We start from the raw sequence: 15195 nt of genomic DNA, 5'->3' as shown, positions 1-15195 counted from the left end.
AGCTCTGCAAGTGGTTAAATGAATTATATTTTTATTGGGCAGTTAGTGCTTTTTATAAAAACAAATTTCTTTAGAAAGAATACATAGAGAATAAATCATAAAATAAAAAAATAGATCAATCAACGACGATAGAGGAATAAAAGATTACATAAAAAATATATTTTGAGAATTTTTATGAAATTTACAGGAAATGTTGATTAAATGTCTAATTAATAATTATTGCAATTAAAAAGGAGGATAAGATAATATGAAGTTTTTTTTAGATACAGCAAATGTAAATGAAATAAGAGAAATAAATGATATGGGTGTAATATGTGGGGTTACAACTAATCCATCGCTCATTGCAAGGGAAGGAAGAGATTTTAAAGAAACAGTAGAGGAAATAGCTTCTATTGTGGATGGACCTATAAGTGGAGAGGTAAGTGCTGATATAAGTGATGATGCCGAAAAGATGATTGCAGAGGCGAGAGAAATAGCAAAAATCCACAAAAACATGGTTGTAAAAATACCTATGACAGCGGCAGGTCTTAAAACTGTAAATGTTATCTCAAAAGAAGGGATAAAAACAAATGTAACTCTTATATTTTCAGCAGCGCAGGCACTTCTTGCAGCAAACGCAGGAGCTAATTATGTAAGTCCATTTTTGGGAAGATTAGATGACATATCGATGGAAGGAATGCAGCTTGTACGTGATATTGCAGAAATATTTAAGATATACAGTATAAAGACGGAAATAATTGCGGCAAGCGTAAGAGGACCAATGCATGTTATTGAGGCAGCTAAAGCCGGCTCAGACATAGCAACAGTACCTTATAAGGTTATTATGCAGATGATAAAACATCCGTTAACTGACCAAGGAATAGAAAAATTCAAGGAGGATTCACAAAAAGCCTTCAATAAATAGTAAAGGTGAGTATTAAGGTTTATATTGATAATTAAGTTTTTTATTAGTCGGGTTTTGGTTTACATTACAAAACCCGATTTTTTGTGATTGGCGGTTTTTTCAAAGCGCCAGTAGTGTTGCCACTATCATGCCTTTATAGGGATTAATCAAGCCACCAACTTAGCTGTGGCACATGACTTAAATGATTTTTTAGTAAACATATTGACAAAGTATGTTTTATAATATATGATTAAAGACAAAACAAGAAGAAAATAGGCTGAAATTAGCAAAAAATATAATAAATTATTACAAATAATTAATGAAATTAAAAGGAAGTGATGAAATGATTGAGGTTAAGAATATTCATAAATCTTTTGGTAAAAATGAGGTACTAAAAGGAGCCAGTATAAAAGTAGAGAAGGGCGAAGTTGTTGTAATTTTAGGTCCAAGTGGATCAGGAAAAACTACACTGCTTAGATGCATTAACTTTTTAGAAAAAGCAGATGATGGAGAATTAACTCTAGCGGATATAAAGGTTAATTTTAAAAATGCTAAAAAAAATGAAATATTAAGAGTAAGAAGGAAAACAGCTATGGTTTTTCAATCTTATAACCTTTTTCAGAATAAAACTGCAGTTCAAAATGTAATGGAAGGATTAGTTGTTGCAAGAAAAGTGTCTAAAAGTGAGGCAGAAGAAACTAGCAAAAAACTTTTAGATAAGGTTGGTCTTAAGGGCAAATATGATTTTTATCCAGTTCAACTTTCAGGTGGACAACAACAGCGCGTTGGTATTGCTAGAGCATTAGCACTTAATCCTGAAGTTATATTGTTTGATGAACCAACTTCTGCTTTAGATCCAGAGCTTGTTGGTGAAGTACTTTCAGTTATGAAACAAGTTGCGGAGGAAGGAATAACTATGATAGTTGTTACACATGAAATGTCTTTTGCACATGATATAGCAAATAAAGTCATTTTTATGGAAGATGGAATTGTAGTTGAAGAAGGCACTCCAGCAGAAATATTTACGAAACCTAAAGAGGAAAGAACAAAACAGTTTTTAAAGCGAATACTACATTAAGGGGGAAGAAATATGAATAATAAAATATTTGATATTACATATGTATTTCATTCAATCCCCATTATTTTACAAACATTGCCGTTAACACTTTATATTATGATAATATCATTAATTTTGGGATTTATTCTTGGATTAATAGTTACAACAATGAAATTAAGTAAAAGCAGAATAATTAAGATCATAGCTAATGCTTACACTGCATTTATTAGGGGAACACCACCGCTGCTTCAACTTCTCTTGATCTATTATGGACTTCCTCCAGTATTGTCTTTGATTGGTATAGATATAAATAATATAGACAAGTCCATTTTTGCTGTAATAGCATTTGCGTTAAATAGTGCTGCATTTATGTCAGAAGTTATGAGATCTGCTTATTTAGCTGTGGATAAAGGTCAATGTGAAGCGGCATTAAGTGTTGGAATGACAAATTTTCAGATGGTTAGAAGGATTGTTTTTCCACAGGCATTTGCAATTGCTGTGCCAAGCTTTGGAAATATAACTATAAGTCTTTTAAAGGAAACTTCTTATGTATTTGCCATAGGAGTTATTGATATTCTTGGTAAGGCAAAACTTATTGGATCATATGGTTATGGGGTAAGACAATTAGAAGCATTTATTGCAGTTGCATTAATATATTGGGCAGTAAGTATTTTAATTGAAAAGAGTATTAAGTTATACGAATATATGCATAATAATAAATTTCACAAAAAAGTGGCTAGAGGTGATTTTTAACAAGGAAGGGGTGAAAGTGTATGCTTTTTGATACTAAATTTGCAATGGACTCATTTCCTAAGATTTTAGCAGGAGTTCCTATGACACTATTTATCACAATATTCGCAATAATGATTGGCTTGGTTGTTGGACTTGTAATATCAATTGTAAAAATAAAAAAAGTTCCAGTTTTAAGTCAAATAGCGGGAATATATATATCTTTTGTTAGGGGAACACCGATACTTGTACAGTTATATGTTGTTTTTTATGGAATCCCAGAATTACTTACTTATATTAATAGAAGTGGTATACATGTGTCCCAGAAGGGAATTCCTAATTTAGCAATATCCTTAATAGCATTTACCTTAAATGCATCAGCATATTTATCGGAAAATATAAGATCAGCATTAAATTCTGTAGATAAAGGTCAGTATGAGGCTGCATATTCAGTTGGAATGACAGAACTTCAATGCTTGAAGAGGATTGTAATACCTCAAGCATTAGTAGTAGCTGTGCCTAATTTTAGTAATGTTTTTTTAGAAATAACAAAAGATACATCTCTGGCATTTACGGTTATGGTAACAGAAATAATGGCAAAAGCATCAATACAGGCATCTAATGGATACAAATATTTAGAAGTTTATGTAGATGCGGCAATAATATATTTTATTGTTTGTTTTATTTTTGGAAAATTATTTGACTTTGTTGAAAATCGACTTAAAAAATATAAAACAGTTATTGCTTGATTAAAAGGTTAACTAATAAAAAATATATATTATTATTTTGGAGGGAATATTTATGAAGAAAAAATTTTTGGCATTGGTTCTAGTATCAGGAATATTACTAGGAGCAGTTGGATGCTCAAGTAAAAGCAGTACGGCATCAAGCAGCAAAGTTAAAGTAATAAAAGTAGCAGGAGTAAATGATGCAAAACCATTTACATACATTGATGAAAATGGAAATCTTTCTGGATATGATGGTGATGTTCTTCAGGCATTAAACAAGAAACTTCCACAGTACAAATTTGAATATAGTGGGATGGATCAGGGGGCAATGTTACTTGGAGTTCAAACAGGAAAATATGATTTAGGAACATGCCATTTGTATAAAAATGCAGATCGTGAACAAAAATTTCTTTTCCCAGATGAGCCATTTGGATTAAGTGATTTAAAATTAGTTGTTAAAAAAGGACGTACTGATATTAATACTTTAGATGATATGGTAGGCAAGAAGTTAGTTCCAATTCCAGCAAATGATGCAAGATACACTATAGTACAGGAATATAATAAAGAACATCCAGATAAACAGGTTAAACTTGAAACTATCGACTCTTTAAATGCAGCTGATACATTTAAAATGGTAGCATCAGGACAATATGATGCAGCGATATACCCAGCTCCAGCTTATGAGCCAGTTGAGAAAGAATTGAATCTAGATATAAAGCTAGCTGGAACAGTTACTAAAGTACCAACATATTTTGTCTTAAATAAAAAGGATACTCAACTTAAGAAAGATATAGATAAGGCTCTTAAAGAATTAAAGGCTGATGGAACTTTATCAAAGTTATCAGTAAAATGGTATGGCGAAGACGTTTATAAAAAGTAAATTCTTGTGGACAAGCTAAAATATTAATAAATAGTGGAAGGTGAAATTTATGGCATTTGAAAATAATAAACCATCGATTGTGAATCCAGCAGTTAACGGAATGAGAGATGTTAGTGCAAGAAGAGCCGCTACAATAAGTAATATGATAGATGAGGCAAAAAAACGTGGACTTGATGATACATTTGCGCGTGAAGCAATTGCAAAATATGGTGCAGACAATGGAAAAGAACTGTATGACAGCATGAAGGATCCATCGGATTTTAAAGAGTTTGCATCAAGTTTTGGAGTAGATCACAATAAAGACATATATGAAATGGAAACAGTAGAAAAAACTGATGAAAAGTTATCGATTGATTTTCATTACTGCCCGTATGTAACAGAATGGTCAAGGCAGGGAAAGACAGCTGAAGAAATTTCTAAATTGTGTGAAATTACTATGGAGGGCGATCACGCATTTGCTAAACAATTTGATAATTTGGAATTTAAATTAGATGGAACTATTGCGGATGGACTGCCGGTTTGCAGATTAAGATTTAAAAAGAAATAATTGATAAAACCTTTAAGTATGTCCACTATACTTAAAGGTTTTACTGTATACTAATAAATATAGTAAGGATAGGAGTGATAAAAATGGGTGAAAATTATAATGTTAGTTGCTCTATTGAGCATCATGCAGTACTATTTGCATTCTTTGCAAAGTACACTATAGAAAGATTTCAGGAAAATGGCAAAGATATAATTTATAAGTGCGTTGAAAACTATGGACGTGAACGTGGAAAAAGAATGGCAGAAAGAACAATTTCAAATGGTGATTCTTTAGATTTTGTAAATAGTCAGGCTTATGGTGAGTGGACTGACGAAAAGGGAAAAATGAAATTTGGAGTTTCTGCAACTGAACCTGAGTATGTGACTAATGTTACAAAATGTGAATGGTGTGCAAGCTGGAAGAAGCATAAGCTTTTGGATTATGGAAAATATTATTGCATTAATATAGATTCGGCTCTTTTTAATGGTTATAATGAAAAATTTAACATGAAGGCAACAAGTAATCTTAGCTTTGGGGCAGATCATTGTGAATTCCATTGGGGAAATGCCATGACTAATGAGGATGCTGCAAAGCTTGCTAAGAAGAAGGAAGAATTAGGCAGCAGCTGTATTAGAAATTTTAATTTTCATACAGCACATCTTTTACATTCAATGAGTAAAACTTTAAAAAATGAACTTGGCTTAGAAGCAAAACCAATTGTTGATAGAGTATTAGAAAAATATGTTGAAACATTTGGAGAAGAATATTTATATGTATTACAGGGACAGTATGAAGAGGAATAATAATATAAAATAAGATTTGGAGGAGTATTTATGTTAGATAAGAAGATTGCTTTTATTGGAGGAGGAAATATGGCAGAGGGCATCATTGGAGGGATTATATCCGATGAAAGTTTTGAGCCTAAAAATGTTATAGTTTATGATATACTAGATGAGAGAAAAAAATATCTTAGCAGCACATATGGAATTGCTACTGCAGAGAATGCAGTGTCTGTTGTTAAAGAAGCGGATATTGTTGTGATTGCAGTACTTCCACAGGATGTTAAAAAGGCTTCAGAAGATATAAAAGATAAAATATCTGAAAATGCTATTATTATATCTATATGTGCAGGAATAAATATAGATAAGCTTCAAAATATATTTGGAGAAAAGCATAAGATTGTGCGCATTATACCTAATACTATGATTGAAGCAAAACATGGCTATAGTGCTGCAAGTTTAAATGGAAAAATTACAGATAGTGATAAGAAAGTTATTGAAACAATTCTAAACAGCATTGGAAAGACTATGTTTATTGATGAAAAATTTATTAATGCATTTACAGCATATAGCTGTGCAGGGCCTGCTTATGTTATGTATTTTATTTCAGCATTAATTGATGCAGGTGTAGAATCAGGACTTTCACGTAAGGATTCAACGGCAATAGCATTAGAAAATTTGATTGCATCTGCACTAACCATTGAAAAAACAGGAAAGCATCCTTATGAAGTTACGGATAGAATGAATTCACCAGCTGGAATTACAATCAGTGCAACTCATGTGTTTTTTGAAACCGGATTTCATGGAATTGTTATGTCTGCTGTAAAAAAAGCTTTAGAAAGAACAAACGAATTAGGAAAGTCTATATCTTAGTTTTTATAATGGCTATTTTGTTAAAACTTCCATAACTACTATGTGTACATTAAAAGTAGAGAATTTTAAACATAGGTTAATCCACAATAGAAATGTTGTGGATTTTTTTCTATAATAGATAGAAGGAAAGATATAAAATAAATAATCGAGGGGATATTAAATGAACTATTATTTAGCACCAATGGAAGGCATTACGGGATATGTGTATAGGAATTGCTATAAGAAATTTTTTGACAATATTGATAAATACTTTACACCTTTCATTGTGCCAAACAAAAGTGTAAGCCTTAAAACTAAAGAATTAAGAGATCTTTTGCCCGAGAACAACAAAGGAATAAACGTGGTGCCTCAAATACTTACTAACGATTCGGAAGGCTTTATTGCTACTTGTACAAAATTGCAGCAATTAGGTTATAATGAGGTTAATTTAAATCTAGGATGTCCTTCTGGAACTGTTGTTTCGAAAAATAGGGGCTCAGGGTTTTTAGCAAAGAGAGAGGAACTGGACGTATTTTTAAATGATATATTTAAAATAAATCATATGAAAATTTCTATAAAAACTAGAATAGGAAAAGATGGTCCCGAGGAATTTTATGAATTAATAAAGATTTTCAATAAATATCCTGTAGAGGAATTGATTATTCACCCTAGAACACAAAAAGATTTTTATAAAAACAAACCTAATTTAGACGTATTTAAAGATGCATTAGCGTTAAGTACTAATTCGGTATGCTATAATGGCGATATTTTCACTGTTAATGATTATGATAAATTAATAAAAACTTTTCCAGAACTAAAAAAGGTTATGATTGGAAGAGGCATATTAGCTAATCCTGGGTTAGTAAATTCTATAAAAAATAATACAAATATAGATAAAAAAGTATTAAAAGTTTTTCATGATGAGATTTTAAATGCATATATAGAAGTATATAATGAAAATAGAAATGCAATGCTTAGAATGAAAGAACTGTGGGGATATATGATTTACATATTTTCTGATAATAAAAAGTATGCTAAAAAAATTAAGAAGGCACAAAATTTAAATAATTATAATGCTGCTGTTTCAAGCCTATTTAGCGAATGTGAGATTATAGATGGCGCAGGATTGTTTTATAATGAATTAGATAAATAAATATATAAGTATTATAGTATTGCATTAATTTTGGTAAAAAGCAAAATTAATGCAATGATAGATTATAAATATTAATGGGGCTAAATTGATAAGTTAATAATTGCAAACAGCTATTAATTACAAATGAATAAAAAAACAGAAAAAAAGAATAAATATAAAAAACTTGACAGAAAAATAATGACATGATAATGTAATGCTATATGTGATAATTTTAGAATTAAAGTTTATAGTTAGTAGTATAGATTTATAATGACACTATTTATATATGATCAATGGAGGAAATAACATGATTTATTCACAAGGTTCAGGAAAAGAGTACCATATTAATGTGGGAGAAGGTGAAGTGGGAAAATATGTTATATTGCCAGGGGATCCAAAAAGATGTGCTAAGATAGCTGAGCACTTTGATAATCCTAAATTTGTAGCAGATAATAGAGAATTTGTTACCTATACTGGGTACTTAGATGGTGTTAAAGTAAGCGTTACGTCAACGGGTATAGGCGGTCCATCTGCGGCTATAGCATTGGAAGAATTAGTTAATTGCGGAGCTAATACTTTTATAAGAGTTGGCACATGTGGTGGAATGGATATAGATGTTAAGGGCGGAGATGTGGTTGTGGCTACAGGAGCTATTAGAGCTGAAGGCACAAGCAAAGAATATGCTCCAATTGAGTTTCCTGCTGTGGCAAATTTCGATGTGGTAAATTCATTAGTAGAAGCGTGTAAATCTTTAAATAAGGCTTATCACGTTGGAATTGTTCAATGTAAGGATTCATTTTATGGTCAGCATTCTCCAGAAACTAAACCAGTTGGTTATGAATTACTTAATAAGTGGGATGCTTGGTTAAAATGTGGAACATTAGCTTCTGAAATGGAATCAGCTGCATTGTTTGTTGTTGGAAGTTATTTAAAAGTAAGAGTTGGATCAGTATTTTTAGCAATTGCTAACCAGGAACGCCAAAAAGCTGGATTAGAAAATATACAGGTTCACGATACGGAAACATCAATAGAAGTTGCAATTGAGGGAATTAGAAATTTGATAAAAGCTGATAAGGAAAAAATGACTAAATAGGATAGGATGATATATATGGAAGATATAGCTAAGTATAAAGATATAATAGATATAGCTTTTAAAACATGTGAAAATGCATATGCACCTTATTCAAAATATAAGGTTGGAGCTTGTGTTTTGACTAAAGATGGTAAGCATTTTATAGGTGCAAATGTTGAGAATGCATCTTATGGATTAACAAATTGTGCTGAAAGAAATGCAATTTTTCAAACTTATTCAAATGGTTATCGTAAAAATGATATAGAAGCAATAGCTATAGTAAGCAATGGTAAGACTTTGGCAACACCATGCGGAGCTTGTCGTCAAGTTTTAGTAGAATTGTTAGAAGAAAATACTCCAATAGTACTATCTAATCATAAAATAGAGAAGATAACTAATATTGGAGAACTATTGCCAATGTCATTTACTGAAAAAGATTTATAATTTTAATGAAAATTAATTCTATAAGAAGGATGAGATATGAATAAGTATAACAGAATTTTTACAATAGTAATAGATTCACTCGGTATTGGAGAAATGAGTGATTCAAAAGAATATGGAGACGTTGGTGTTGATACGCTAGGTCATATAGCAGAATCTGTAGAAAGTTTTAATATTCCTAATCTACAAAAATTAGGACTTGCTAATTTACATTCTATAAAACATGTAAATGCAGTTAAAAAACCATTGGCTCATTTTATGAAAATGAAAGAAGCAAGTTTAGGCAAAGATACAATGACAGGACATTGGGAAATGATGGGCCTAAAGATTAATACTCCTTTTAAAACATTTACAGATACGGGGTTTCCGGATGAACTTTTAGAGGAACTTAAAAAAAGAACCGGTCACAATATTGTGGGAAATAAAAGTGCTAGTGGTACAGTAATATTAGACGAACTTGGTGAACATCAAATGAAAACAGGAGATATGATTGTTTATACATCAGCAGATTCTGTATTGCAAATTTGTGGTCATGAAGAAACCTTTGGACTAGAAGAACTCTATAGATGTTGTGAGATTGCAAGAGAACTAACTCTTAAAGATGAATGGAAGGTTGGAAGGGTTATAGCTAGACCATATGTTGGACCAAGAAAAGGTGAATTTAAACGCACAAGTAATAGACATGATTATGCTTTAAAGCCATATGGAAAAACTGTGTTAAATGTATTGGAAGATAATGGTTTAGATGTAATATCTGTCGGTAAAATAAGAGATATTTTTGATGGTGAAGGTATAACAGAGGCACATAGATCAAAAAGTTCTGTTCATGGTATGGAGCAAACATTAGAGTTGATGGATAAAGATTTTAAAGGATTGTGTTTTGTAAATTTGGTTGATTTTGATGCACTCTGGGGACATAGAAGAAATCCAATTGGTTATGCTGAGGAACTAGAAAAATTTGATGTTAATCTGGGTAATGTATTAAAAAAATTAAAAAAAGATGATTTATTAATAGTTACAGCAGATCATGGAAATGATCCTACGTATAAAGGAACTGATCATACGAGAGAATTTGCCCCATTCTTGGCATATTCGCCATCTATGATTGAAGATGGATTAATGGAAACAAGTAATAGTTTTGCAGCTATAGGAGCCACTATAGCGGATAATTTTGAAATAAAAATGCCTGAAAATACAATTGGTGAATCAGTGTTAGAAAAACTTCTCTAAAGATAATAAAAAGTATGAATTAGAGAATAATACAAATAATAACTTGAGTATAGTAGTCATAAGGTTTTAATTAATCTTATGTAAAGCATGAATTGCTTTCAGCAGAAGAGAGACAGGTAGGCTTTACAGATATGATGAAGATTGCGCTTGAAATATCAAAATAATATATTAATTACTATTTCTTGAGGAGGAAAAATTATGAAAAAAGTTATTGCTTTAGTAATGTCAGCCACTCTTATAATGGGCTCATTAGTAGGATGTGGAAGTAGTCAAAGTACTACTGATAAGAAGGACACAGCTAAAAACTACAAAGCTGCAATGGTAACAGATACAGGTGGTATAAGTGATCAGTCTTTTAATCAATCTTCATGGGAAGGCTTACAACAATTTTCTAAGAGTACAGGAGCAAAAGTTAGTTATTTGGAATCAAAACAAGAATCAGATTATGTTACTAACCTAGATAAACTTGTTGATAGTAATAACAAATTAATTTGGGGCGTTGGATTTGCAATGTCAGATGCAGTGTTAAATGCTGCAAAAACTAATAAAGATGTTAACTATGCTATAATAGATAATTCTTATGGAGATAAGACACCAAGCAATGTAACAGGTGTTACTTTTAGAGCACAAGAATCATCATTTATAGTAGGATACATAGCTGGAAAGACAACTAAAACTAATAAAGTTGGATTTGTTGGTGGTATAAAAAGCCCAGTAATTGATCAATTCCAGTTTGGATATCAAGCAGGTGTAGATTATGCATCAAAAGAATTAGGAAAACCTATCACTGTAGATGTTCAATATGCTGAAAGTTTCTCAGATGCTTCAAAGGGAAAAGCAATTGCTCAAAAGATGTTCTCTTCTGGAGATGACATTGTTTTCCACGCAGCTGGTGGTACAGGTGTAGGAGTAATTGATGCAGCTAAAGAAGCTAATAAGTATGTAATTGGTGTTGATCGTGACCAATCATATCTTGCTCCTAACAATGTTTTAACTTCATCTTTAAAATTAGTAAATGTTGCTGTTGCTAAAGTTTCTAAGGATGCTATGGATGGTAAGAAAATCGGAGGAAAAACTTATACTTATGGATTGAAAGATGGAGCTGTTGGAATTCCAACTAAAAACAAAAACTTAAGTCCAGAAGTATATGATGCAGCTATGAAATTAGAAAATAAAATTAAAGATGGTTCAATAGTTGTTCCATATGACCAAAAGAGTTATGACAAGTATAACAAAAAATAATAAATATTGAAGCAAAAGCACTTCCAAATTTAAATAAACTAAAGTTTGGAAGTGTTTATCTAGGTTAAAGAATAGTTTGATTATATGTAAATTTAATAGAAGGAGGTTTTGATATGGAAATCAGCGAACAATATGCAGTTCAAATGCATGATATTACAAAAACATTTGGTACATTCTGCGCTTTAGATAATATCAATCTTAACGTTAAAAAAGGTACAATTCATGCACTACTTGGCGAAAATGGTGCGGGAAAGAGTACACTTATGAATATACTTTATGGATTGTATAAAGCTGATAAAGGTGAAGTTTATCTTAATGGAAAAAAGGTAAATATAAAGAATCCAAGTGTAGCAATTGAACATGGTATTGGAATGGTTCATCAGCATTTTATGTTAGTTGATAATTTTACGGTAACAGAAAATATTGTTTTAGGTAGCGAAGTAACTAGTAAATTTGGCATAACAGATATGAAAAAAGCACGTCAAGAAATACTTAATATTGTTAAAAAGTATGGCCTTGAAGTAGATCCTGATGCAAAGATTGAGGATATTTCTGTTGGTATGCAGCAGCGTGTTGAAATATTAAAAGCTCTATATCGTGGAGCTGATTTATTAATTTTAGATGAACCAACAGCAGTATTAACACCGCAAGAAATACAGGATTTAATAAAAATTATGCGTAACCTTATAGCAGCAGGGAAAACTATTATAATAATTACACATAAATTAAAGGAAATAAAGGAATCATCTGATGTTTGTACTATTATTCGTAGGGGTGAATATGTAGATACAGTTAAAGTAAGTGAGGTTAGCCAAGAAAATCTTGCTACTATGATGGTAGGTCATAAAGTTAACTTGGTTGTTAATAAAACTCACGCAAATCCAAAGGAAACTATATTTGAAATTAATAATTTAGTAGTCAAGGATGAGAGAAAACTGGATGCTATTAAAAATTTGTCTCTTAAAGTACGTAAGGGAGAGATTTTTGGTATTGCCGGTGTTGATGGTAATGGACAAAAAGAATTAGTTGAAGCAATTACATGTCTTACAAAATGTGAAAGTGGTACGATTAAGATAGGTGGAGAAGAAATACAAAATACAACACCTGAAAATGTAATTAAGCATAAGATTTCAACAATACATGAAGATAGACAAAAACGTGGACTTGTATTAGATTTTACTGTTGCTGAAAATATGGTTATTGAAAAACATAATAGTGAACCATATTGTAAAAAAGGATTTTTAAATAGATATAAAATTGTGGAACATACTAAAAAGCTTATAAAAGAATATGATGTTAGACCTGATAACTGTGAATTATCTCAAGTTAGAGGTTTGTCAGGAGGAAATCAGCAAAAAGTTATAATAGCAAGAGAGATAGCTAATGACCCTGATTTACTTATTGCTGTACAGCCAACCCGTGGTATGGATGTAGGAGCAATTGAATATGTACATAAGACTTTAATTAATGAAAGAGATAAAGGAAAGGCAGTTCTTTTAATTTCTTTGGAGCTTGATGAAGTTATGAATGTTTCAGATACTATAGCTGTAATTTATAATGGAACTATTGTAAAAACTTTTAAGCAGGGTGAAGTAGATGAAAATACAATAGGTTTACTAATGGCAGGAGGTAAGCATAATGAAAACAGTAGTAAAAATGCTTAAAAAACCATTTACATCAACAGTAATTGCTATATTTTTGGGCTTCATTGTTGCAGCAATAGTACTTAGTATTGCAAAGTATAATCCGGCTAGTGCATTTAGTGCACTTTTTCAGGGTGTCTTTTCAAAACCTAAATACATATCGAATACTATTATAAAATCTACACCAATTATATTAACCGGATTAAGTGTAGCATTTGCTTTTAAAACAGGACTATTTAATATAGGAGCTGAGGGACAATATATTATAGGAACAATTGCAGCTACAATGGTTGGTATTAAATTGAACCTGCCAGCATTTTTAGAAATTCCTATTTTAATTTTTGTAGGCTTAGCAGCAGGAGGAGTGTATGGAGGAATTGTAGGATTTTTGAAGGCTAAATTTGAAATACATGAAGTTATAACGAGTATAATGTTAAACTGGATTGCTTTGTATTTATGTAATTTTGTAGTTGGGTTAAAGGGATTTCATCAGCCTAGTTCAACAAGTACTTATCCAATAAACAAATCTGGTTTTACAACAATACTTGGAAGTTGGAAAAATACTGATGCAGGAATAGCTGCATTATCAAAAAATAAGTTCATTTCTGACGTTGTACTTAAAACTGATCTTAATATTGGTATTATAGTAGCGATTATAATGGCTGTAGCAATATGGTTTTTGTTATATAAAACATCTAAAGGATATGAACTCCGTGCAGTTGGTTTTAATAAATATGCTGCAGAATTTGCTGGTATAGATGTTAATAAGAATATTATTCAATCAATGGTTATATCAGGAGCACTATCAGGACTTGCGGGAGCATTAATTATCACAGGAATTCAGCCTCACTGTATATCAACTTTAGCTGCTTTTGAGAACAATGGATTTAATGGGTTATCAGTTGCTTTAATAGCAGGTAGTTCACCTGTAGGATGTATCTTTGCAGGATTACTTTTTGGAGGATTGATTTATGGAGGAGGAGCTATACAATCTACAATAGGAGCTCCATCGGAAATTATTGATATTATGATAGGTACTATTGTATTTTTCGTAGCGTTAACTAAAATTGTACCTGTTTTAGCTGATAAACTTTTAAAAAGAGGTGAGATTGATGTTAAGTAGCATTGGGCTATTGATAGGAATAACTTTAATGTATTCTGCACCATTAATTTTTGGAGCTTTAGGGGGCGTAATTTCAGAGCGCTCTGGGGTTGTAAATATTGGAATTGAGGGTATGATGGTAATAGGAGCTTTTACAGGTGCATCAGTTGGATATTATTCTAATAATCCATGGATTGGTTTTCTTGCAGCAGGTATTGCCGGGGGAATAATTGCGCTTCTTCATGCAATAGCATCTGTAACTTTTAATGCAGATCAAACTATTTCTGGTATTGCTATAAATTTGATTGGACCAGGTGTTGCAGTGTTTTTATGTAGATTATTTTTTAAAGGAGCAGCTATGACACCTCCAGTTAAAAATCAATTGCCTAAGATATTCGATGGTTTAGATAGTACAGTTGTTTTAGCTTTGGCTTTAACAATAATTTTATGGTTTGTTCTTTATAAGACAAAATGGGGGCTACATATACGTGCAGTTGGTGAAAATCCGGCAGCTGCAGATACTATGGGAATTAACGTAACCAAGACCAGATATATTTGTGTAATAGTATCAGGTATTTTATCAGGTTTTGGTGGTGCAGCAATGACACTGGCTATTATTAATCAATTTACGCAAACGGCTATTAGTGGTCAGGGATTTATAGCTTTAGCGGCAGTCATATTTGGAAAGTGGAAGCCACATGGAGCTTATGGAGCTTGTTTGTTATTTGGATTTTCGGAGGCTTTAACAGTTATTTTAGGTGGAGGACATTTTGCTGTTCCATCAGAAATTCTTGCTATGCTTCCGTACATTTTAACAATTATAGTTTTAATTCTTTTTGTTGGAAAATCAGTTGCTCCTAAGTCTGATGGTTTACCATATGAAAAAGGAGCTCGTTAGT

16 protein-coding genes are annotated in these 15195 nt (G+C 31.6%); all 16 read left to right on the top strand.

Translation table 11 applies throughout. The features are described from left to right. The first annotated feature begins 247 nt into the window (after window positions 1-247). The 16 genes from fsa to BEE63_RS05850 all read left to right on the top strand — a co-directional run bounded on the left by fsa (window position 248) and on the right by BEE63_RS05850 (window position 15194). Window positions 248-904, top strand: a complete 657-nt coding sequence (fsa, locus tag BEE63_RS05925) for a fructose-6-phosphate aldolase (RefSeq protein ID WP_066020502.1) — start codon at window positions 248-250, stop codon at window positions 902-904. A 322-nt stretch (window positions 905-1226) separates the two neighbouring features. Further along, entirely contained in the window at window positions 1227-1961 is a 735-nt protein-coding gene (locus tag BEE63_RS05920) for an amino acid ABC transporter ATP-binding protein (protein WP_066020501.1), read from the top strand. Window positions 1962-1973: 12 nt separating this feature from the next. Further along, window positions 1974-2693: an amino acid ABC transporter permease gene (locus tag BEE63_RS05915; protein ID WP_066020500.1), complete on the top strand. Its 720-nt coding sequence runs from the start codon at window positions 1974-1976 to the stop codon at window positions 2691-2693. A 20-nt stretch (window positions 2694-2713) separates the two neighbouring features. Further along, entirely contained in the window at window positions 2714-3418 is a 705-nt protein-coding gene (locus BEE63_RS05910) for an amino acid ABC transporter permease (protein ID WP_066020499.1), read from the top strand. Between the two features lie 52 nt (window positions 3419-3470). After that, complete coding sequence (locus BEE63_RS05905) at window positions 3471-4277, top strand: transporter substrate-binding domain-containing protein (RefSeq protein ID WP_066020498.1); 807 nt, start codon at window positions 3471-3473, stop codon at window positions 4275-4277. A 49-nt stretch (window positions 4278-4326) separates the two neighbouring features. Continuing rightward, window positions 4327-4824 carry an L-2-amino-thiazoline-4-carboxylic acid hydrolase gene (locus tag BEE63_RS05900; protein WP_066020497.1) on the top strand — a complete coding sequence of 166 codons (498 nt, stop codon included), beginning with the start codon at window positions 4327-4329 and terminating at the stop codon, window positions 4822-4824. An 83-nt stretch (window positions 4825-4907) separates the two neighbouring features. After that, window positions 4908-5606, top strand: a complete 699-nt coding sequence (locus BEE63_RS05895) for an L-2-amino-thiazoline-4-carboxylic acid hydrolase (protein ID WP_066020496.1) — start codon at window positions 4908-4910, stop codon at window positions 5604-5606. A gap of 30 nt (window positions 5607-5636) precedes the next feature. Next, a complete protein-coding gene (gene proC / locus BEE63_RS05890) occupies window positions 5637-6455 on the top strand; it encodes a pyrroline-5-carboxylate reductase (RefSeq protein ID WP_066020495.1) in 819 nt (272 codons plus the stop codon). Between the two features lie 160 nt (window positions 6456-6615). Next, the gene (locus tag BEE63_RS05885; protein ID WP_066020494.1) at window positions 6616-7587 is read left to right on the top strand and encodes a tRNA dihydrouridine synthase; all 972 of its coding nucleotides are present in this window, start codon (window positions 6616-6618) and stop codon (window positions 7585-7587) included. Between the two features lie 286 nt (window positions 7588-7873). Further along, on the top strand, window positions 7874-8659 hold the full coding sequence (gene udp / locus BEE63_RS05880) for a uridine phosphorylase (protein WP_066020493.1): 786 nt from the start codon (window positions 7874-7876) through the stop codon (window positions 8657-8659). Window positions 8660-8674: 15 nt separating this feature from the next. Continuing rightward, entirely contained in the window at window positions 8675-9082 is a 408-nt protein-coding gene (gene cdd, locus BEE63_RS05875) for a cytidine deaminase (RefSeq protein WP_431732477.1), read from the top strand. A gap of 36 nt (window positions 9083-9118) precedes the next feature. Further along, window positions 9119-10309, top strand: a complete 1191-nt coding sequence (locus BEE63_RS05870; RefSeq protein ID WP_066020492.1) for a phosphopentomutase — start codon at window positions 9119-9121, stop codon at window positions 10307-10309. A gap of 198 nt (window positions 10310-10507) precedes the next feature. Continuing rightward, the gene (locus BEE63_RS05865) at window positions 10508-11551 is read left to right on the top strand and encodes a BMP family lipoprotein (protein WP_066020491.1); all 1044 of its coding nucleotides are present in this window, start codon (window positions 10508-10510) and stop codon (window positions 11549-11551) included. A 113-nt stretch (window positions 11552-11664) separates the two neighbouring features. After that, window positions 11665-13215, top strand: coding sequence for an ABC transporter ATP-binding protein (locus tag BEE63_RS05860; protein WP_066020490.1), 1551 nt, complete (start codon window positions 11665-11667; stop codon window positions 13213-13215). Then, window positions 13190-14317 (top strand): ABC transporter permease, encoded by a 1128-nt coding sequence (locus BEE63_RS05855; RefSeq protein ID WP_066020489.1) that lies wholly within the window; start codon window positions 13190-13192, stop codon window positions 14315-14317. The genes BEE63_RS05860 and BEE63_RS05855 overlap by 26 nt, the downstream gene beginning before the upstream one ends. Further along, on the top strand, window positions 14307-15194 hold the full coding sequence (locus BEE63_RS05850; RefSeq protein WP_066020488.1) for an ABC transporter permease: 888 nt from the start codon (window positions 14307-14309) through the stop codon (window positions 15192-15194). The genes BEE63_RS05855 and BEE63_RS05850 overlap by 11 nt, the downstream gene beginning before the upstream one ends. Window position 15195 lies beyond the last annotated feature (1 nt).

It is taken from the genome of Clostridium pasteurianum, from assembly GCF_001705235.1.
Taxonomy (GTDB): Bacteria; Bacillota; Clostridia; order Clostridiales; family Clostridiaceae; genus Clostridium_S; species Clostridium_S pasteurianum_A.
This window is presented reverse-complemented; position numbering and strand designations above follow the sequence as displayed.

Bases quoted from the DNA above. Each gene is read 5' to 3' on its own strand.
- BEE63_RS05905 (WP_066020498.1), top strand. From the start codon at position 3,471: ATGAAGAAAAAATTTTTGGCATTGGTTCTAGTATCAGGAATATTACTA.
- BEE63_RS05860 (WP_066020490.1), top strand. From the start codon at position 11,665: ATGGAAATCAGCGAACAATATGCAGTTCAAATGCATGATATTACAAAA.
- udp (WP_066020493.1), top strand. From the start codon at position 7,874: ATGATTTATTCACAAGGTTCAGGAAAAGAGTACCATATTAATGTGGGA.
- BEE63_RS05920 (WP_066020501.1), top strand. From the start codon at position 1,227: ATGATTGAGGTTAAGAATATTCATAAATCTTTTGGTAAAAATGAGGTA.
- BEE63_RS05850 (WP_066020488.1), top strand. From the start codon at position 14,307: ATGTTAAGTAGCATTGGGCTATTGATAGGAATAACTTTAATGTATTCT.
- BEE63_RS05915 (WP_066020500.1), top strand. From the start codon at position 1,974: ATGAATAATAAAATATTTGATATTACATATGTATTTCATTCAATCCCC.
- BEE63_RS05865 (WP_066020491.1), top strand. From the start codon at position 10,508: ATGAAAAAAGTTATTGCTTTAGTAATGTCAGCCACTCTTATAATGGGC.
- cdd (WP_431732477.1), top strand. From the start codon at position 8,675: ATGGAAGATATAGCTAAGTATAAAGATATAATAGATATAGCTTTTAAA.
- BEE63_RS05885 (WP_066020494.1), top strand. From the start codon at position 6,616: ATGAACTATTATTTAGCACCAATGGAAGGCATTACGGGATATGTGTAT.
- BEE63_RS05855 (WP_066020489.1), top strand. From the start codon at position 13,190: ATGAAAACAGTAGTAAAAATGCTTAAAAAACCATTTACATCAACAGTA.
- BEE63_RS05895 (WP_066020496.1), top strand. From the start codon at position 4,908: ATGGGTGAAAATTATAATGTTAGTTGCTCTATTGAGCATCATGCAGTA.
- BEE63_RS05900 (WP_066020497.1), top strand. From the start codon at position 4,327: ATGGCATTTGAAAATAATAAACCATCGATTGTGAATCCAGCAGTTAAC.
- BEE63_RS05910 (WP_066020499.1), top strand. From the start codon at position 2,714: ATGCTTTTTGATACTAAATTTGCAATGGACTCATTTCCTAAGATTTTA.
- BEE63_RS05870 (WP_066020492.1), top strand. From the start codon at position 9,119: ATGAATAAGTATAACAGAATTTTTACAATAGTAATAGATTCACTCGGT.
- fsa (WP_066020502.1), top strand. From the start codon at position 248: ATGAAGTTTTTTTTAGATACAGCAAATGTAAATGAAATAAGAGAAATA.
- proC (WP_066020495.1), top strand. From the start codon at position 5,637: ATGTTAGATAAGAAGATTGCTTTTATTGGAGGAGGAAATATGGCAGAG.